At 49.2% G+C, this 19219-nt stretch carries 13 protein-coding genes and 1 pseudogene; 4 read left to right on the top strand and 10 right to left on the bottom strand.

The features are described from left to right. Positions 1-69: 69 nt before the first annotated feature. Entirely contained in the window at positions 70-267 is a 198-nt protein-coding gene (locus AM1_RS44420) for a DUF559 domain-containing protein (RefSeq protein WP_390610039.1), read from the bottom strand. 233 nt (positions 268-500) lie between these two features. After that, the gene (locus tag AM1_RS09585) at positions 501-968 is read right to left on the bottom strand and encodes a DUF4079 domain-containing protein (protein WP_012162635.1); all 468 of its coding nucleotides are present in this window, start codon (positions 966-968) and stop codon (positions 501-503) included. A 252-nt stretch (positions 969-1220) separates the two neighbouring features. Between AM1_RS09585 and ndhO the strand changes: the two genes are divergently transcribed. Together ndhO and mdh are read left to right on the top strand one after the other, a co-directional pair. Continuing rightward, a complete protein-coding gene (ndhO, locus tag AM1_RS09580; RefSeq protein WP_041660842.1) occupies positions 1221-1430 on the top strand; it encodes an NAD(P)H-quinone oxidoreductase subunit O in 210 nt (69 codons plus the stop codon). Between the two features lie 61 nt (positions 1431-1491). After that, positions 1492-2457 carry a malate dehydrogenase gene (mdh, locus tag AM1_RS09575; protein WP_041659551.1) on the top strand — a complete coding sequence of 322 codons (966 nt, stop codon included), beginning with the start codon at positions 1492-1494 and terminating at the stop codon, positions 2455-2457. Here mdh and AM1_RS09570 read toward each other — a convergent pair. From AM1_RS09570 to AM1_RS09545, 7 genes and pseudogenes are all read right to left on the bottom strand, one after another. Next, the gene (locus AM1_RS09570; RefSeq protein WP_012162631.1) at positions 2454-4382 is read right to left on the bottom strand and encodes an N-acetylmuramoyl-L-alanine amidase; all 1929 of its coding nucleotides are present in this window, start codon (positions 4380-4382) and stop codon (positions 2454-2456) included. The genes mdh and AM1_RS09570 overlap by 4 nt on opposite strands. 307 nt (positions 4383-4689) lie before the next feature. After that, positions 4690-5038: pseudogene (locus AM1_RS09565) on the bottom strand (cation:proton antiporter domain-containing protein); the annotation flags it as partial. A gap of 27 nt (positions 5039-5065) precedes the next feature. Continuing rightward, on the bottom strand, positions 5066-6259 hold the full coding sequence (locus AM1_RS09560) for an IS4-like element ISAcma19 family transposase (protein ID WP_012162629.1): 1194 nt from the start codon (positions 6257-6259) through the stop codon (positions 5066-5068). Positions 6260-6708: 449 nt separating this feature from the next. Next, positions 6709-6855, bottom strand: a complete 147-nt coding sequence (locus AM1_RS42110) for a hypothetical protein (protein WP_012162628.1) — start codon at positions 6853-6855, stop codon at positions 6709-6711. 139 nt (positions 6856-6994) lie between these two features. Then, a complete protein-coding gene (locus tag AM1_RS09555; protein ID WP_010477444.1) occupies positions 6995-7807 on the bottom strand; it encodes a carbon-nitrogen hydrolase family protein in 813 nt (270 codons plus the stop codon). 151 nt (positions 7808-7958) lie between these two features. Then, positions 7959-9851 carry an ATP-dependent zinc metalloprotease FtsH2 gene (gene ftsH2 / locus AM1_RS09550; protein ID WP_012162627.1) on the bottom strand — a complete coding sequence of 631 codons (1893 nt, stop codon included), beginning with the start codon at positions 9849-9851 and terminating at the stop codon, positions 7959-7961. A gap of 332 nt (positions 9852-10183) precedes the next feature. Next, a complete protein-coding gene (locus AM1_RS09545; protein ID WP_012162626.1) occupies positions 10184-12295 on the bottom strand; it encodes an FAD-dependent oxidoreductase in 2112 nt (703 codons plus the stop codon). Positions 12296-12966: 671 nt separating this feature from the next. Here AM1_RS09545 and nuoL point away from each other — a divergent pair. Then, positions 12967-14982 carry an NADH-quinone oxidoreductase subunit L gene (gene nuoL, locus AM1_RS09535; protein WP_012162624.1) on the top strand — a complete coding sequence of 672 codons (2016 nt, stop codon included), beginning with the start codon at positions 12967-12969 and terminating at the stop codon, positions 14980-14982. Further along, complete coding sequence (locus tag AM1_RS09530) at positions 14909-16381, top strand: complex I subunit 4 family protein (protein WP_012162623.1); 1473 nt, start codon at positions 14909-14911, stop codon at positions 16379-16381. The genes nuoL and AM1_RS09530 overlap by 74 nt, the downstream gene beginning before the upstream one ends. A gap of 90 nt (positions 16382-16471) precedes the next feature. Here the strand turns inward: AM1_RS09530 and clpB are convergent, their stop codons facing one another. Next, a complete protein-coding gene (gene clpB / locus AM1_RS09525; RefSeq protein WP_012162622.1) occupies positions 16472-19099 on the bottom strand; it encodes an ATP-dependent chaperone ClpB in 2628 nt (875 codons plus the stop codon). Positions 19100-19219 lie beyond the last annotated feature (120 nt).

Raw genomic sequence — 19219 nt, 5'->3', positions numbered from 1 at the left:
CTGAGTTTGTGCCAGTCCCTCAGCAAACCCCACAAAGTATATCCCTAAAGACTCTAATCGCTTGGCCTCTTATTGATGCAACTTCCTCTTCGTGGGATGTCCCTGAATGTCTATCGTTAGCTTTAACCCTTTGAAGTAAAAATCCACAATAAATTTTTCAATGGGAAACTGCCAATCACAGATATGGCTCAATCGCTGTTTTGTCTTCAGACACGGCCCGAGTGAAACTTCGCTGGGAGTCATGTTCTGCCTGAGATAATGAGTTATTTGGGGTTATATGGCTGTTTCACAATCAGTGCATTGCTCTTACTACTGCTAAGGTATCAAGTCTGTTGAGATTAACCTGAATTCTAGGCATTAACCCACCCTCTCTTTGGATACCCCTCTCGAAATGGGGAAGGTCCACTCCATCTTTGTGCTTGGCTGCAAGATTGATGTGGTTTCCTTGCAATAGATAGAGGAAAGGAGGGTGGGCTAAATGATCATGATTCCTTACTAGATTAAAACGACAAGCCGAGTTTCAAGCCCAATAGCGTGTGGACTACTAGTAGGACTAGAGCAGAGCTTCCAATATAAGCATGGGCAGAGCGAAAACTCGTTTCTCCCCAAAAATTGCTGAGAGACAGCACAGCATTAGTCGTCAATAAACCAATCACAGCCGTCCCCGACCAGAAGTGGGGGCTCTCGAAAATTGGCTGTTCCTGCATTACCAAAGACAGCACGCCTCCGGTATATCCCAAAACGATAAACAAAAACATCCAAGGCACCACTTGGGCATGGGCAGCTCGTTTTTTGCTACCGACTTCTTCGTCAGTGGCTAACCGACCTTGCCAGCCTTGCACACCGGCATAGGATCCCATTACAAACACCACAATGCCCATCATGGTGGGGTGTCCCCAATGTACGATCGGCTCAGGCAAGCCTAAGCTTTGAAAAAATCCCGCAATGGGGGCTAGTAGTTCTTCCATCTTTAAAGTGCTCCTTCAAGGCTTCGGCAGTGTTCTTAGGGCAGTGTGATTCCCCTCAATTGGGTAAATACAACCGCTATGACTTCTAAGTGTAATGATTTCTTGCGAACGGTTGGGGCGTAGTGAAAACGGCTCCAACTTGCGACTTCATCAAATGCTTGATCAGTTGAGGGAATCACTGAAGTTAGGATCAGGGCGAGGAAAGCGACTACAATGACGGTGGCTCTCACTTTGGTAAAATTACCCGCAATTATGGCTGTAAAGAAAGGAAGTCTAGTCCGTATCGTTCCCGAAAAATTTGAGAATAGCGTAGAGGCAAAGGCCAGCGATCGCCGCTTGCCGCCCTATGTATTTGAGGGCACCGGAGAAGTACTAGAAATTAAGGGTGATTATGCCCAGATTCAGTTTCGCGTCCCTGTGCCAACGGTTTGGCTCCGGGTTGATCAGCTAGAAGCGGCCTAATCATTTCAACGATTGGTTACGGATTAAGTGCGATCGCAATTTGTCCGACCACAATAGAGGTATGGACCTCACCTGCTTACCGGGAACCCAAGCCCCCCGCGTCACGATTGTGGGAGCGGGCAATGTTGGCAGTACCTTAGGACAGCGCATTGTCGAGAAGAATATTGCTGACGTCGTTCTGCTGGATATTCAAGCTGGTCGCCCTCAAGGATTAGCCCTAGATTTAATGGAAGCACGTGGTGTCGAACACCATGACCGCACCATTATCGGCACAGCAGATTATGCCGATACCCAAAACTCGGATATCATCGTCATTACAGCTGGCATCCCCCGCAAACCAGGCATGAGTCGTGACGATCTGCTCAAGGTGAATGCCCAGATCATTACCGATGTTACTCGCCAAGCAATTGCCCAGTCGCCTAACGCCATTTTGATGGTGGTTACTAATCCTTTAGACGTGATGACCTATCTGGCTTGGCAGGCCAGTGGATTGTCACCAGAACGCGTCATCGGCATGGCAGGTGTTTTAGATGCAGCCCGGTTTGAAACCTTTATTGCCCTAGAACTCAAAGTCTCGATTGCCAATGTTCATGCCATGGTGCTAGGAGGGCATGGTGATCTGATGGTGCCCCTGCCCCGCTATTCCACCGTTAGCGGTATCCCGATCACCGAATTGATGGATGAGGAAACTATTCAGCAATTAGTGGATCGCACTCGCAATGGCGGAGCCGAAATTGTTGGCCTCATGCAGGCCGGTAGCGCCTATTTTGCTCCGGCTTCTTCTGCATCCTTGATGGTGGAATCTATCCTATTTAATCGGTCCCGTATCTTACCGGCTGCCGCTTACCTGGATGGGCAATATGGTCTCTCCGATATTTTCTTGGGCGTTCCCACCTGTTTAAGTCGCCAAGGTGTAACGAGGGTATTGGAACTAGACTTATCTGCTGAGGACTATCAGGCATTGCAGACTTCCGCCCAGGCGGTCCGACAGAATATTGCCACCACAAAAACTTTACTGACTGCCTAGTTATAGCGACCGTTTAAATAGTTGAGAATTCCCTGGGCAATAGCTTGGGCCATTTGTTTACGCCAGGCTGGATTTCTTAGCCTAACAATGTCTTGGGCACCGGTGAGAAACCCCGTTTCGACCAGAATCGCTGGCATGGAGGTTTTGCGAATCACATAGAAGCGGGCCGGACGAACTCGGCGATCCGGCATCCTTAATCTGCGCAAGATGGTGTTGTGCACTGTTCGAGCCAAGCGGGCTCCTAAACGGGCCCCTGGCGCATGATAGGTCTCTAGACCATTCACATCTGGTCGGCTCATGCTAATGGCATTGGCATGGATACTGACAAACGCAGTGGCCCGCACTCTCTCCGCTAACCTCACTCGGGGAGGCAAATCAACATCCACTTCTCGTGTGCGGGTGAGATAAACGACGACGCCCTGACGCTGAAGAATGCGAGAAACTTCTAAGCTAATATCCAAAACCACATTCGTTTCCCGCAAGCCGCCAATGCCGATCGCACCGGGGTCAGGCCCGCCATGGCCAGGATCAATCACGATGACTTTGCGACCTCGAACGGGACGTCCTGTTACAGGAGGAGGAGATTTTGTTGACGAGGGAAATGGATTACTCGGAATACGGGTAATGGGGCGTTGACCGGGTCGGAGGAGGTTGAGGGCAATCGACTGATTTGATAGTCTCTGAACCCCGGTGACTCTGACGTTCGTGCTGGGTTTGGCCGTGATGATAACCGTATTGCGGTCTGATTCTGTAACGGAAATGTCTGACAAAGGGCTGCCAGAGCCTAGTCGTGGTTTTCTTAAGTCATCTGCAAGTTTGGCAGAATTAATCGTAATTTGATAGGCTCTGCCCGACCAGCGGGTTGTATATGAGATCGGTTGATCGGCTTTGACAAGGAGTTGCCGTCCACCCAAGTCTATACGGCGAATCGTATTGATTTGGCTCGTTGAGGCGGTTGGAGCGGTGGAACGATTCGGTGAAACTAAACTGACCGTTGTACCGGGACGGCGAGCTGAACGATTGGCAGAGGGACCACCTTTGGGTAAGAGTACAATCCCACTGAATCGACTAACGCTTGCCATCCAGTCTGGACTGTCTTTGTCTACCTTTAATAGCAGCTCTGCTTCTGAATCAGAAACAGACTTTAAAGTCATGGCTTTGATACCGTGATATCCAGGTGTGAAGGTCTTAGCTAGTTGGGGGGCAATAGTGGTGCCCGAAATCTTGAATGTGATCTCTTTTTTATTGCGGCTGCGCTTGACTTTTACTTTGGGCTTACTCTTCTTCGTCGGCAAGAAAAGACCATCGACGGTCACTAAAATATCACTGATTCCCGATGAGCTTTGGGCAATTTGGAGGGGAGGAGATGAGGGTTTGGTGGAGACGATTTTTGGTGAGGGAGTAGGTGCTGGCTGAACGACCTGGGATGGGGGTAGAGGGGCTGGAGCCGATGCTGTGGGAGTATTGTTGGTCGTTTCACCTGATGACTGCCACCGCTGGGGAGTGGGTAAATTGATCGACCAGTTGGTGGGTGAGTTCCCCTCCACTTTGACTTCTTGGGGATCGAGGGTATAAGCCGGATCTAATTCCACTACAATCCGTGCGGTTTGGGCATTGACTTGTCCGAGGCGGACGGAGCGAAACTGGCTTCCCAAACGCTGCTTTAAGGTTCGCTGACCTAAGACAATCCCAGGTAGATCGACGACTAAGCGAGTGGGGTTGGGAATGAGCTGTACCCGAGGCCGAATTTCTTCATCCGTGGTGAATTCCAAGCGATTTTGATTTTGATCAAACCGCCAAGACTGGAGTTGGGCTGCTTCCGCCGGTAAACAACTGAGAAAGAGTCCACAGAGACTGGGGAGTAACCAGCGTAGCGAGTGAGTTGTCCCCCTTTGTCTATGGACAGTCTGTAAATGGTGGCGCATGCAATGTCTCCATGGATAAATCGACCCCCTAACGCTTTCAAGCTGTCTCAACGTAGGAGCACTTGACGTTCGCCTAGTCCGCAAAAGGGGTATGGCAGTCTGCAAGCTTTGGGACGCCCAATTGAGCATCAAAGTTTCTGTGATGACTTGCGACTGCACCCCAATAATGGCATTAGATGCCATATCAGGTAGGAGTTACAGAGCCTTGACCTCAAGCACGTTTTGATCAAGCATTATCTGTATTTAGGAGAACAGTAGGTCGCTCAAGGTCTTGATTGAACAGTACCGCGTCGGTCGTGACATTGCTTTAAATGTCAATATCACTGACCGCTGCAGATGCAACTTTTACACTCAAGGCTGGTTCACCTGTATCGGACGACTGGAATACAACGTGCAGCATGGGTGGTGCTAGAAACGTTGTTGAAATCACCATAACTAATGATGGCTGCTTCTAGTGGACGCGATAAAGTGCCACTCGCTGAACCAACACCGGCAAAGACCAGTCCAACTTCTCCCCTGGGAATCATCCCTACGCCAATGGCTAGACGGTTAATCTCAGGTTGCCCCAAAATAGTGAATCCTGTAATCACTCTGCCAATAATAGCAACAATAATCAAAAATGCGGCGATGATCAGTCCTTCACGATTCTCTGGTATCAGAAGGCTTTGGGGATGACAAGGATTTTACAACGTAGTCTGAATCAGTGATAGCGCCCTCATGCCTCTCTGATAATTGAGTCGTTTATGGGGTTTCAGTTGCATTAATTCAGTGGCTAATAAAGTCCAGACCTCCATGCCACAACACCATAAGTGTCCATACAACGCCGTGCCAAAATCACTGTGTCGAGGCCGCCGTCGAGAGTGCTCATTGAGCCGAGCAACATAGTGGTTGACTTTCAATTTTTTCAATCCATAGCCAGCAAGCGTTGCCAAACAATAGGCCATCGCCATCACCAGTACCAAAGCTAGAAAACGAGCATCATTGACTTTCGTTCGTTCGAGATTGTATCCCCCACTCTTACAGTCTTTGAACATCATCTCTATTCCCCATCGGCAAGCGTAAAGCGAGAGAGCCTGCTCCAGGGTTGGCAGACTTGTCATGATAAACCAAGGATCTTTTCCCCCCTTGCCCCGATACTGTCGCTTCCAGTAAAACGCGAGGTTAAACGGCCCTAACTGGTCTCGCTTTCCCCAATAGACATCGCAAAGGAAACCTTTCTGGCCTGGGGCAAATCCTCTCTCTTTGAGGGGTTGATAGTCTACTTCACCTTGGAGCTGGACATAAGCACTCTTCTTTTGCCTGAGCACAAACTCAACCTGTCGTTGGCTCAGCCACAGAGCCAGTTTAGGACTGTGGAAATCTCGGTCTGCTAGTACCACAACTGGATAAGGTTTGAAGATTTTTAGAGCCGTTTTCAACAAACGGAGTTGCTGTTTGAGACTACTACTGCCTGATTTGGGCAATGGTGCCCAATACACGGGCAAGGCATGTTTACCCCACACCACTGTCACCATCATCAGATTACGTCCCTTCCATTGGGTGCGGTCAACGGCCATCACCACATAGCCATCAATGGTGCGTTTGAGGCGGGCTCGGCGATAGGCTCGATTGCCATGGCCTGTCTTGAATTCTTCTGAAAGCCAGTGCTTAAGAATGGGAAACCATAACAGACGTACACTCAACTGGGGTAGGACTAAGAACCGCTGCAAGTTGCGGATGCGACTGCTGTAATGAATCGGTTGAGGAAACATGCTGGCTAGACGAGCCAGTTGAATTTGACGATGACTTTGCAATAGCAGTATCAACAATTGCAAGGTCAAATATTGGCTTTCGCTCAGGTGAGCACGTAGAACTTTTTGGTAGCATGTTGGCAACATATTTTGGATAGGGTAGTCGTTTTGGCCACCCTATTTTCTTTGAAATCACACTGCCCTATCTACTGCTGACTCTAGAGTTGAAGCGCGTTGTCATCTCCAAAGATCAGAAGGTTGAGAACGCTGACATCGGTTTTTGCTCCCACCCAGACAAATAAAGATAGGGACAAGTATGCCTGCCAAGGGGATCACTTGTTCTTTATATTGGTTAGTTCCAGCTAGGACTAATTCAGCGGTAAAGGTGCCTAGAATGGCTTCTAAATATAGTTTTATAACGCTAACAAGGATTAAAGCAGACAGCAGTAGATCACCGCGAGTTTGTAGTTTGTCGATTCAAATAAAAACAATAGATTAATCCAAACGTACTTTAAATGAAGGGGGCGGCTACCCCAACAATGGTTGCTTGAGAACCCAGTCCCAGTAGTTCTTGTAGCTAAGACTCTAAACCAATTTTATAGAGTGACCATGCCTAACTCGGCGAAAATGGAGATGACTTTGTTGTAGGTTTGCGATACTGCGATCGCAGTTTCAGTACCTGCCCCAGTAGTAAACCCTAATAAGCAGGCATACTCACTACTGCTATAACGGCAGGAATCCATACATCAGCCGTATATTTTCGGGAGAAGGGAGACTGATTCAGGGGAGAGGGGTACAGATATTAAGCCACACTGTCAAACCCGTTGCGGACTGCTTCGCATCTTTAAATACAGGTATGAAGGACCATTGACGGTAAAAGACTTAACCAAATACGCGGTGGTTTAAACAAGGCATTTGCTGCCGCACTTGATCCAGACGGGAGGGTTCGATGGCAGCTACAGCGACTCCTGGCTCAATACTGGCATCTGCTAAGACCACTCCCCAGGGATCGACAATCAGAGCATGGCCATGGGATTGGCGGCGAGAGTTGTGGAAACCAGTTTGAGCTGGGGCAATGACGTAAGTCGTATTCTCAATGGCACGGGCTTGGAGTAGCACTTGCCAGTGATCTTTGCCCGTAAAGGCCGTGAACGCTGCTGGAACAAACAGTACGTCTGCTCCAGCTTTAGACAAGGCCCGATAAAACTCAGGAAATCGAACATCGTAGCAAACGGACATACCCAAGTTTCCATATTTGGGCGAAGCGTAAATGGGGGGAATCTCCGAGCCAGCGAGCACAATGCCTGACTCATGATAAATATTGCCGTCCGGGAGTTCGACGTCGAAGAGGTGGACTTTATGGTATCGAGCTAGTTCACTCCCATCTGGTGCCACTAGTAGAGCTGTATTGTAGACTTTGCCCGCCTCTGCAGGTACAGGGTAGCCCCCTCCCAAGATCGTGATTTGGAAGCGCTGAGCCATGGTTTTGATAAATTTTTCAGATTCTAAACCAATGGTTTCAGCTTGCTCAATTTTGGCTGATTCATCTCCAAGAAAAGAAAAATTCTCAGGCAAACACACTAATTCGGCTCCGCGGCGCACTGCTAGCTCAATTAAATCCGTCGCTTGGGCCAAATTTTTGTGTAAATCTGGCAAACTGGTCATTTGAACTGCGGCAGCAAGGTAGGGCTTCATAGCGTGTGGCGAACGATGAAAGGCATAAACTAACTCATCGTAAAGCTTTGCGGACCATCCTCGTCAAGAGATCCTCGTAAAAGAACATATTTGCGAAAAAAGAGGGTGAGTTCAACTCACCCTCTTTTCAGAAATTTTCTATTGATTGAGCTTATAGCTGGGGCACGAAACGTTCCTTCTCAGGGACGGTTGTGTACTCTGCCAGAATATGACGCAGCTCTTCGCCATCAATGGTTTCCTTCTCTACCAAGAGGTCTACTAATCGGTCAACCGCTGCTCGGTGATCTCGGACGATATGAATCGCTTCTTCATAAGCATGCTGAATCAGTTCACGCACTTGGGCATCAATGCGACCTGCAATCTCATCAGAATATTCAGAGCGAGACATGAGATCTCGACCGAGAAATACATCTGCTTGCTGACCTTCTAAGGATAGGGGACCTAAATCCGACATGCCGAATCGGGTCACCATTTGTCTTGCCATACCAGTGACCTGCTGTAAGTCACCGCCTGCACCCGTGGTCACTTCGGCATCACCAAAGACCACTTGCTCTGCAGCGCGCCCACCCATGGCACCTGCCATCCGGGCTTTGAGTTGCGATCGCGATACCAATTCCTGTTCATCCGACGGGGTAAACCAGGTTAGACCTTGGGCTTGGCCGCGAGGAATCAGGGTTACTTTTTGGACTGGATCATGCTCTTTCATCAGCGTACCGACAATGGCATGACCAATCTCGTGGTAAGCAATCAGTCGCTTGCTCTTGCTGTCGACTAAGGGGGTGCCTTCCATACCCGCAACAACACGGTCGACGGCATCATCAATCTCAGAAAGGGTAATAGCTTCTTTCCGACGACGTGCGGTTAGAATCGCCGCTTCATTCAACAAGTTCGCTAAGTCAGCTCCTGTAAAGCCAGGGGTACGACGAGCAATCGTCTTGAGAGAAACCTCTTCCGCTAGCTTCTTGTCCCGAGCATGAACGGACAGGATTTCTAAGCGACCCTTGATGTCCGGGGCATCCACAGTGACTTGACGGTCAAATCGACCAGGACGGAGGAGGGCACTGTCTAGGACGTCGGGGCGGTTGGTGGCTGCCAGAATAATGATTCCAGTATTGCCTTCAAAGCCATCCATCTCGGTTAAGAGTTGGTTCAGGGTTTGTTCCCGTTCATCATTACCGCCACCGATACCGGCACCCCGCTGACGACCAACGGCGTCAATCTCATCGATAAAGATGATGCAAGGCGCGTTTTCTTTGGCTTTCTTAAATAGGTCGCGGACCCGAGAGGCACCGACACCCACAAACATTTCGACAAATTCTGAACCAGAAATACTGAAGAACGGAACCCCTGCTTCACCAGCAATGGCTTTGGCGAGTAATGTCTTACCCGTTCCAGGAGGGCCGACCAACAAGACACCTTTAGGAATTCGAGCGCCAACAGCGGTGAATTTCTCAGGTTTTTTCAGGAAGGTGACGACTTCTTCGAGTTCTTCTTTGGCTTCTTCGACACCCGCGACGTCATCAAACATGACTCCGGTTTGGGCTTCCATTTGGAAGCGAGCTTTGGACTTACCAAAGTTCATGGCTTGGCCTGGTCCACCGGGGACGTTGCTGGACCGGCGGAAAATAAAGAAGAGACCCACAATCAGGAAGATGGGGAAAATTAGGTTGCCTAGCAAGCCCCAAACAGCACCTGTGTTGCGATCGGGGTGGATATCAAAGTCAACCTTGTCTTCTCTGAGCTTGGCAATGAGCTGAGGTGCAGACCCAGGGAGGGCAACGCGGACTCGCTGAACTGGACCGCCAATTTCTACGTCTGTTGTCTCAATAATGGCGGTTTGACCACCATCAAACAGGTCGACCTTCTGGATTCGACCTGCTTCTAAATAGTCAAGAAACCGACCGTAGGTCATCCGTGAGTTTGCAGCATTGCTCATTTCTGGCGTGGTAGTGGCTGCAGGAGCAAAAACACTTTGCCAGAGGAAGAACACAATCAGTAGAGATGGCAAAAGCCACAGAAGAAGTATTTTCCAAGAAGATTTCATCGTTTATGGGCCCTTTCGGTAAAAGCAACGCACAGCCTTGCTAGGGATCTGGCATGTCTGAAGCGAAGCGAGAACGATCTCACTCGACTTTTCACGCACGCTTTGAGCGTTTCCTCAGGGTTGAACCTGGCAAAAGGCCAACTAGAGGCAAGTCGAACATCAATCTTAACTAAATTTAACTTAATTCTCAGGTGGTGGACAACTCATATAGAGAGTTTCTGCAGACCAAGTAGGAGTTAATCCAGTTGCCTGGCTGGGTCTTCCTTGCAATATCCTATTTTGCCCAGGAGGGCGGTTAGCCTTACTGTGACTGCTATATCGCTGACTGAACGTTAAGGATGGCAAGTAGATGTCCATAGTTGCCACAAAATCTGGGCAGCGATGCGGTTTGTCATCGGTTTGTTCTCAGCCAATGTAACGTTAAAGTTTTCTGGTACTAGGGCTAGAGCAAGCTGCTCCAGTAAAAGTTTGCTTTGACTAAAGGTGATGGGTTGTTCAGGATCGAATTGAAAACGGTCTAGACTGTTCTGCCCTTCAAGCCAAGCTTTAGCAACAGAAGAGGCTGCTTTCATCGAAGTAACATTTGAGAAGGGCAGGGGGGTAGCTTCACGTAACCGTTGCAAGACCTGTATTAAGGCATGCCGAAATCGCCCCCAGCTGATAGCTTCTTCGGGCATAAAGTTTAAGGTTTGCAGGTTCTGGAGCGGGAGAATTCCGTTGGTGGTTAATACCTGAATCGCCGCAAAGTCTGGATCCTCATGACTGATGTCGTTTAACCAAGCAATGGGAATCCCCTGATGGGTGAGATGGGTTTGGAACGCCATTCTCAATGTGGGCTGTTGGGTGATCTCTTGTGCAGTTACGCCTTCCATGAGTGCAAAGGCGGCTAAATGTCCTCCAGCTTCACCAATGGTCCATTCCATAGGATGCATGCGATAGGCCGCATTGGTAATGTGAGTGGTGCCAATACTTTTGGCCGACAGGATCAACCCTTCTGTATCTATGGGAATTAAGGCCGATAAGGGTAGAGTGAACGGCAAGGCATCGTGACCATCGCCTAACTCCACGTGGCCCTGGGCATGGTTGGGGTGAACATCTAAGTAATGGTATTGACCGATGCCCACACTGTCTGTGAAAGTTCGAGCCCGAACTTGATTGGGGAAAAATTTAGCAGCCACATCTTCATGGCGGATGGTGGTTAGCGCAATGCCGCGGCGGGCTTCTCGGATATAGGGTTCTAAGGCAATACCATCCTCGGTCCAGGTTAAATCTCCCCTCGGTTTAAGTTCGGGATGACTTTGGGTTTGCAGATAGTGGATGTAGGCTTGGGTGCGATCGCGCGCCCGTATCACTTGTTCTTGTCGTTGCTCTGGACTGACACCGAGGAGGCAACCAAAGGGATAATCATTGCCACACCCCAGTGGGGCTGAAGGATCTGGCGGTCTACCATTAACCCCTAGTGGACTGGTTGCCCAGTTAAGAACAGTGATATCTCCGGGGTGAACAGTATCACTCTTCTGGCTGCGATACAGCCGACGATACCGAAACATACCGTCTGGATCGTAGAAGTCATGTTTTTGCCATCGATCGGGTTGGTGGATCCAAAACTCATCAGTGAAGTCACAAGATTGCAACCAGGGTTGATGGTCATACCCTGATGGTGCTGGCAGGGGGGGTGGACTTTGGGAACTCCGCTCAACTACGGCGCAAAAGGTGATGGCCTGTTGGCATTCCGGGCGAGGGTCTTCAGGTAATACGGCTTCCTGGGTTTGGGAACGAGATTCTTGCCCCACCCGGGAGGGTATCTTTCCCAGTTCCAGCAGCTCTCCTAGATCCGTAGCTTCAATGGTGATTTGTGCCCTAACCGTGAATTGATGATGGGTCTGTTTATCCTTGAATTGGACACCTAGGATGCGGCGGGGTGATTCTTCCATCAATACCCGTATCGGTATAGACCAAGGGATAAGCGTCAATAATCCTTGCTCTAAAAAGGGCCGAATCGCTGCATTGAGACAGTTTGCAGCGACAGTTGGCGTGACCGAGAGGTGGCTTACCCAGCTACCGCCAGGGTTCTGAAGGATTTGGTGGGCAACGGGTTGATTCTGGCGTTGGCATTGTCGGAATTGTCGTTGCGATCGCGACAGGGCAAAATACTCACTATCCCTAAGTTGATTCGGGTCTCGTCGATCCGGTGGAATCAGCTCATAGGGGGTTAATAGCTTGCCATCATCAGAGGCCGGTAAACCTTGGCTTGTGAACTGCCCCCCTAAGACGAGCTGAGGCTGCACTAAACATACCTTTGCTCCGGCTTGTAATGCACCTAAGGTGGCGGCATAGGCTGCTGTCGATCCCCCCACAATCAGGATGGGGGTGGTTAATTCCTGATCAGCGGCGGGTCGAAGGAAAAAATGCGCTTCAAGAATGCCATTACCCGTCTTACTCATATTCCGCGATTGGGGTGCTTCCCTAAAACTAGGCTAGAAAGTCAACTGCATTATGGCTTGGACAACCGCATTTTAAGTCTCAAGAGCAACGATACATTTGTTTACATTGAGAACATATTTCTTATGTTAAAGAAACTTAAGTTTTAACTCCGAAAAATTTGAAATAAAAGATTTTCTTCAGGATCAGTTTTTTTACAGTAATTAAGCAAAAATGATGACTCTGCCCAAACCAAGTAAGCGTCTATAGAATCAGCCCTTGAATCCCGCCAGAAAGAGAGGCGTCATTAACAGAATGTTGACCAAAATTGATGGGTGAATTCTCATTTTTACACCCCCGCTGATAGACAGCTCGGCACCTCAAAAATGTTGCTGTTAGAATAAGGTCTTGCAGGCAGAGAAAGGGTTTTAGGCCTTTACCCTGCTTGGCATACACACTTTTTTTTAGCAAGTACGATTAACGAAATGAAAAATCGACTCGGCCACTCATCTGGTTTGGTCGTCGATATTTCCATCCACCCATGAATTATGTAAATTTCCTGAAATTTATCTTTGTTTTATTTAATAGTCTATCGATTCCACGGAGCAGTTTAGCTTGATGTTTAACCGCTACCGCCAGAATTAGGAAGACAGTTTGTGGGGATAAATTAATCGATCTCTTGAAATGGGAAACTATGACTGATTTTGCATACCTAATACCCTTATTTCCCTTGATTGCGTTTGCAGTCAATCTTTTCTTTGGTCATCGTTTAGGTAGTTTCTCTGGATGGATTTCAGTCCTGACAAGTGTTGCCTCTTCGGCCATTGCTTTACCGGCAGCTTGGGTAGTCGCCCAGGGCGGTCAGTACTCCCATGAGTGGCTGTGGTTGACCTTAGGAAATTACGACCTCAATTTTGGTTATTTACTCGATCCCCTCTCAGCCACCTTGCTGTTTGTGGTGACAGTGATTGGTACCCTAATTCAGGTCTACTCCATTGGCTATATGCACGGTGAGAAATACTATCACCGGTTTTTTGCCTATGTGTCCCTGTTCATGGCGGCCATGCTCACCTTGGTCATTGCCAATAACTATGTGCAGTACTTTATGGCTTGGGAAGTCATGGGTCTCTGCTCCTATTTACTGATTGGTTTTTACTTCCATAAGGATTCAGCAGCGAATGCCTCTCGGAAAGCCTTCTTAACCACCCGTGTTGGGGATGTGGGCTTATTTCTCGGCATTATGACCCTGTTTGTGACCGGCGGTACCCTCAGCTTTGTGGATTTGCCGAATGCAGTAGAAACGGGTGCTCCGTTGCTGTGGCTGGCAGCTCCCCTGATTTTCTGTGGAACCGTGGGTAAGTCGGCTCAATTTCCCTTGCACGTCTGGTTGCCAGACGCCATGGAAGGTCCGACGCCAGTGAGTGCCCTGATTCATGCGGCAACCATGGTGGCTGCAGGGGTGTATCTGGTGGCTCGTTCCTTCGTGTTATTTACCAGCTTCCCTATGGTGATGCCCTGGGTGATGGGGATTGGCACCTTGACCGCGTTTATGGCGGCCTACATTGCTTTAACTGCGACAGATATCAAGAAAGTCCTGGCTTTTTCCACGATTTCCCAGTTGGGTTACATGGTGACGGCCATGGGGCTGGGCGGTATGACCGCAGGCACCTTTCACCTGATGACCCACGCCTTCTTTAAGGCATTGCTCTTCCTCGGTGCGGGCAGCGTTATCCACGGCGCCCATGAACAGGACATCCGTCAATTAGGCGGCCTGTTCAGCAAGATGAAGCATACAGGGGCAACTTTTGTAATTGCGTCCTTAGCCATTGCGGGTGTACCGCCTCTGTCTGGTTTCTGGTCTAAGGATGAAATCCTGCTAGAAGCCTATCAAGAAGGCCATTTTGTGGTCTATGGCGTACTGTTGTTGACGGCCTTTATGACCGCCTTCTATATGTTCCGCCTGGTCTTTATGACCTTCTTTGGCAAAGCCCGTAACCCTGAGATTCATGCCCATGAGTCTCCCGCTTTGATGACTGTTCCCCTTTGGTGTCTTGCCATTGGTGCCATCTTTGTGGGCATTCCAGGCTCCCCCTTTATGGATAACTGGTTTCAAACCTTCTTGACCGGTGAGCATCATGCAGCTGCAATTGACTGGATGGTGATGGGATCTTCGATTGCTGCTGGTGTTTTGGGAATTGGTCTAGCCGCAGTGCTTTACCTCGCCAAGCCCCAATGGCCCGTTGCGATCGCAAATACGTTCCGTCCCCTTTACCTGTTATCGGTTAACCAATTCTGGATTGACGATATCTATTCCGTCTTAATCCTCAATCCCTTTCAAGCCTTTGGAGAATTCCTCTTTGGGTTTGATCGCCTTGTGATTGATGGCTTAGTCAACAGTTCAGCAACGGCCATGCAGAAAATGAGCAAAATCCAGCTCTGGATTGATCGCAACATTGTCGATGGGCTCGTTAATCTCACTGGCCGAGGCACCGTCATTGGCGGCGATATCCTCAAGCTGTTCCAAACGGGTTCTACCCAATTTTATTTACTGATTACTTGCGTTAGCGTTCTGGCCTTCCTGTCGGTTGAATTAACCTCAGGTTTCCAAGAACTTCCTTTGCTCAGAGAGGAGTTGTATGGCATCTCATCTTTTATCCTTGATAATATTTTCCCCGCTCGTTGGGGCGGTCATAATCCTTTTGCTCCCTAAGGCTCAAGAAAGCCTTTACAAATGGATATCTTTGGCCAATATGGTCGTGGTGAGTGCGCTTACATTTGCAGCATTCCTCCAATTTGACCCGAATCAGACTGGCTTTCAGCTGGTCGAAAAGACCCTCTGGATTCCTCAGCTCAATGTTTATTACTTGCTAGGAACTGATGGGATTAGCTTCCCGATGGTGGTGTTGACCGCCTTGATTTCTACCCTGGCCAGTATTGGCTCTTTCAGCATCAAGAAACGGGAAAAAGAATACTACTGTCTCTACCTGTTTCTCGTCACAGGCATGATGGGCACCTTCTTGGCCCTAGACATGATTCTGTTCTATGTCTTTTGGGAAGTCGTTCTCGTTCCCATGTATTTCTTGATTGGGATTTGGGGTGGCCCCAGGAAAGAGTATGCAGCGATGAAATTCTTCCTGTATACCTTTGCCGGTAGCTTGCTGATGTTGGTGGGCATTTTGGGGATGTACTTTAATTCCGCTCCCCACACCTTCAATATTATGGAGCTAGTGGCCCAAGACTTTAGCTTTGGATTCCAAAAGATTGTCTTTTTGGCTCTGTTTGTGGGCTTTGCAGTCAAAGTTCCCACCTTCCCCTTCCATACATGGCTACCCGATGCCCACGTGGAAGCCCCCACTCCTATCAGCGTGATTCTGGCGGGTGTGTTGCTCAAAATGGGAACTTACGGATTTTTCCGCTTTAGCTTCCCGATTTTGCCTGAAGCAGCGAACTGGTTCCGGCCTTATCTTGCTGTGTTAGCGGCCATTGGCATTGTCTATGGTGGGTTTATTGCCCTAGCCCAGACAGACTTCAAAAAGATGGTGGCCTATTCTAGCATCAGTCACATGGGGTTCGTGTTGTTAGGCTTGGCAGCCTTCTCCACCAATGGCTTTAACGGTGCCATGCTCCAGATGTTTAGCCATGGTGTAATCACTGGAGCCTTGTTCTTACTGGTGGGCGTCATTTACGACCGGGCTCATACCCGCGATATGAACGCCTTTGGTGGTCTGAATGCTCAACTTCCAGTTTACTCAGGATTTTTGGTATTCTTCTCCCTTGCCTCTTTGGGGCTACCGGGCCTCAGCGGCTTTGTCAGTGAGTTTCTGGTCTTACTGGGGTCCTATGAATACAGCAAGCTCTATACCGCGTTTGCCTGTATGGGCATTCTCTTAGCGGCCTGTTATCTCCTGTTTATGGTGCGCCGGGTACTGTTGGGACCTGCCAACCCCAAGTGGGAAAGCTTGCCCGATATCAATATGCGTGAGGTGGTCACAGTTGTTCCGCTCCTGATTATCACCCTAGGAATCGGAATTTATCCTCGCTATCTCCTTAGCTTCTTTATTCCGACACTGCAGGATCTGCTCGCTAGCATTGGCGGCACCCTGATGTAGTCTTTTCACTCCTCGCATTAACTCCTCACTCAAAGCCCCCTAGAACGATAGTTCTAGGGGGTTCGATTATGGTCTAGGTTGTCAATAGTGCTATGAACCCGAAGTGGTCAAGACTTCTGCCCCCATGCGCTTAAAGATCAACCGCTCATTCTCGACATCCGCAAAAATGGTGTCTCCTTCACCAAAGTCACCTCGCAAAATGGCCTTGGCAATTTGGGTTTCTAGCTCCCGCTGAATGGCCCGTTTCAGCGGTCTGGCCCCATAGACCGGGTCGTATCCAACTTCTGCTAGGAAATCTAACGCTGATTCTGAGAGTTTGAGAGACATCTTGCGATCGCTGAGTCGTTTCGCCAGTCGTTGAACCTGGAGTTGAGTAATTCGGCGCAACTGATCCTTACGCAGACTACGGAAGATAATCAGCTCATCAATCCGGTTCAGAAATTCAGGTCGGAAGTGGGAGCGCATGGCATCCATAACCCGATTTTGCATTTCGCTGTAGCGGCTGTCATCTCCCGCCAAATCTAAAATATGTTGGGAGCCAATATTACTGGTCATAATAATCACCGCATTCTTAAAGTCGACAGTGCGACCTTGGGAATCCGTGACTCGGCCATCATCCAGAATTTGCAGCATGATATTGAAGACATCGGGATGGGCCTTCTCAATTTCATCAAAGAGGATGACCGCATAGGGACGGCGACGAACGGCTTCAGTCAGTTGCCCCCCTTCGTCATAGCCGACATAGCCGGGAGGGGCCCCAATCATCCGGGCCACCGTATGCTTCTCCATATATTCCGACATGTCGATACGGACCATGGCATCTTCGGTATCAAATAGGTAGGCGGCTAAAGCTTTGCCTAGTTCTGTTTTGCCCACACCCGTTGGACCTAAGAAGATAAAGCTGGCAATGGGGCGGTTGGGATCTGCGAGACCGGCACGCGATCGCTGAATCGCATCAGACACGGCCGTCACTGCTTCTTCCTGGCCAATCACTCGCTGATGTAGCTCATCTTCTAGGTGCAGCAGCTTTTCCATTTCCGACGCCACCAGCTTACTGACGGGAATCCCCGTCCATTTAGAGATGATTTCGGCAATATCAGCATCGGTTACCTCTTCTCTTAAAAGGGAGTTGGTATTGGTTTGGCGCTGGGCTAGCTGAGTTTCAGCCGATTCTAGCTGCCGCTGCAAATTAGTGAGTTTGCCATATTTCAGTTCAGCTGCATGGTTGAGATCATAGTTGCGCTCAGCCTGCTGAATCTCAATATTGACCCGATCAATTTCTTCTTTGATGGTTTGGATATCATCAATAATTTGTTTCTCAGACTGCCATTGGGCATTCAGGGTCTTTTGATCTTCTTGTAGGTTGGCAATCTCCTGCTCGATTCGTTCGAGGCGTTCTAGAGAAGCGCGATCGCTTTCCTTTTCAAGGGATAAACGCTCCATTTCCAGCTGGAGGATTTTACGATCAATTTCGTCTAGCTCTTCCGGCTTAGAGGTAATTTCCATTTTGAGCTTGGCTGCCGCTTCATCCATTAGGTCAATAGCCTTGTCAGGTAAAAAGCGGTCGCTGATGTAGCGGGTAGAAAGAGTGGCGGCGGCAACCAGGGCGTTATCAGAAATCTTGACCCCGTGATGGACCTCATACCGTTCTTTTAGACCCCGCAAAATTGAGACGGTGTCTTGAATATTGGGTTGATCAATATAGACCTGCTGAAAGCGTCGCTCTAGGGCCGCATCTTTTTCAATATATTTGCGATATTCATCGAGGGTGGTGGCTCCAATACAGCGCAATTCCCCTCGGGCCAGCATGGGCTTTAACAAGTTGCCCGCATCCATGGCACCTTGACTGGCCCCTGCGCCAACGACGGTATGGATCTCATCAATAAATAAGATCATCAACCCGTCTGACTCCGTCACTTCCTTAAGGACAGACTTGAGTCGTTCCTCGAATTCTCCCCGATATTTGGCCCCGGCAATCAGGGATCCCATGTCAAGGGCAATCAGTTTGCGATCTCGCAAAGATTCCGGGACATCTCGGGCCACAATTCGCTGGGCTAACCCTTCGGCAATGGCTGTTTTACCCACCCCAGGTTCCCCAATCAAGACGGGGTTATTCTTCGTGCGTCGGGAGAGGATTTGAATCGTTCTGCGGATCTCGTCATCTCGGCCAATCACCGGGTCCAACTTTCCTTCCCGAGCCAGCGCTGTTAGGTCACGACCATATTTCTCTAAGGACTCATACTTGCCTTCTGGATTCTTATCCGTGACTTTATGATTTCCCCGGATGTCTGTAACAGCTTGCTTCAACATTTGCTCGGTGATGCCCAGACCTTGGAGGAGGGGTTGGCCGAAGCGATCATCTTCGATATAGCCCAAGACCAAGTGCTCAATGGAAATAAAATCATCCCCAAGCGAGCGGCGGAAGTTTTCGGCCCGATCAAAGAGGGTGTCTAGGCTGCGACCTAGATAAACTGACTCACTCGGTGTGGTGAGTTTCGCTTGCCGATTGATAAATTCCGTGGTGCGATCGCGGACGCGCTGCACATCTGTCCCGGCTTTAGTAAAAATTTGTCCTGCTAAACCATCGTCTTCAACCAGGGCTTGCAGCAGATGTTCACTCTCAATCTGCTGTTGCTGGGCCTCTTTCGCCAAGTCAGAGGTTCGTACAATCGCAGCCCAAGCTTTTTCCGTAAATTGGTCATGATTGGTGGGTTGCATGAATGGGGAACCTCCTGGACAGTGGGGATTAACTTCTGGCAGGCCTAGCGCCTACTGCCATTGTAGAGAGGGGAGGACATTGCCTAAGATCGGTCTTCCCCCCTTCAAGGATAGGTATTG

Origin of the sequence: Acaryochloris marina MBIC11017 (assembly GCF_000018105.1) — a bacterium.
In the GTDB taxonomy this organism is placed as follows: Bacteria; Cyanobacteriota; Cyanobacteriia; order Thermosynechococcales; family Thermosynechococcaceae; genus Acaryochloris; species Acaryochloris marina.
Note: the sequence above shows the minus strand (reverse complement) of the source record. Positions and strands in the feature narration are given on the sequence as shown.

What these genes read in the sequence shown, in the direction of transcription:
- AM1_RS09585 (WP_012162635.1), bottom strand. Translation starts at nt 968, where the DNA reads ATGGAAGAACTACTAGCCCCCATTGCGGGATTTTTTCAAAGCTTAGGC.
- ndhO (WP_041660842.1), top strand. Translation starts at nt 1,221, where the DNA reads ATGGCTGTAAAGAAAGGAAGTCTAGTCCGTATCGTTCCCGAAAAATTT.
- mdh (WP_041659551.1), top strand. Translation starts at nt 1,492, where the DNA reads ATGGACCTCACCTGCTTACCGGGAACCCAAGCCCCCCGCGTCACGATT.
- AM1_RS09570 (WP_012162631.1), bottom strand. Translation starts at nt 4,382, where the DNA reads ATGCGCCACCATTTACAGACTGTCCATAGACAAAGGGGGACAACTCAC.
- AM1_RS09560 (WP_012162629.1), bottom strand. Translation starts at nt 6,259, where the DNA reads ATGTTGCCAACATGCTACCAAAAAGTTCTACGTGCTCACCTGAGCGAA.
- AM1_RS42110 (WP_012162628.1), bottom strand. Translation starts at nt 6,855, where the DNA reads ATGGATTCCTGCCGTTATAGCAGTAGTGAGTATGCCTGCTTATTAGGG.
- AM1_RS09555 (WP_010477444.1), bottom strand. Translation starts at nt 7,807, where the DNA reads ATGAAGCCCTACCTTGCTGCCGCAGTTCAAATGACCAGTTTGCCAGAT.
- ftsH2 (WP_012162627.1), bottom strand. Translation starts at nt 9,851, where the DNA reads ATGAAATCTTCTTGGAAAATACTTCTTCTGTGGCTTTTGCCATCTCTA.
- AM1_RS09545 (WP_012162626.1), bottom strand. Translation starts at nt 12,295, where the DNA reads ATGAGTAAGACGGGTAATGGCATTCTTGAAGCGCATTTTTTCCTTCGA.
- nuoL (WP_012162624.1), top strand. Translation starts at nt 12,967, where the DNA reads ATGACTGATTTTGCATACCTAATACCCTTATTTCCCTTGATTGCGTTT.
- AM1_RS09530 (WP_012162623.1), top strand. Translation starts at nt 14,909, where the DNA reads ATGGCATCTCATCTTTTATCCTTGATAATATTTTCCCCGCTCGTTGGG.
- clpB (WP_012162622.1), bottom strand. Translation starts at nt 19,099, where the DNA reads ATGCAACCCACCAATCATGACCAATTTACGGAAAAAGCTTGGGCTGCG.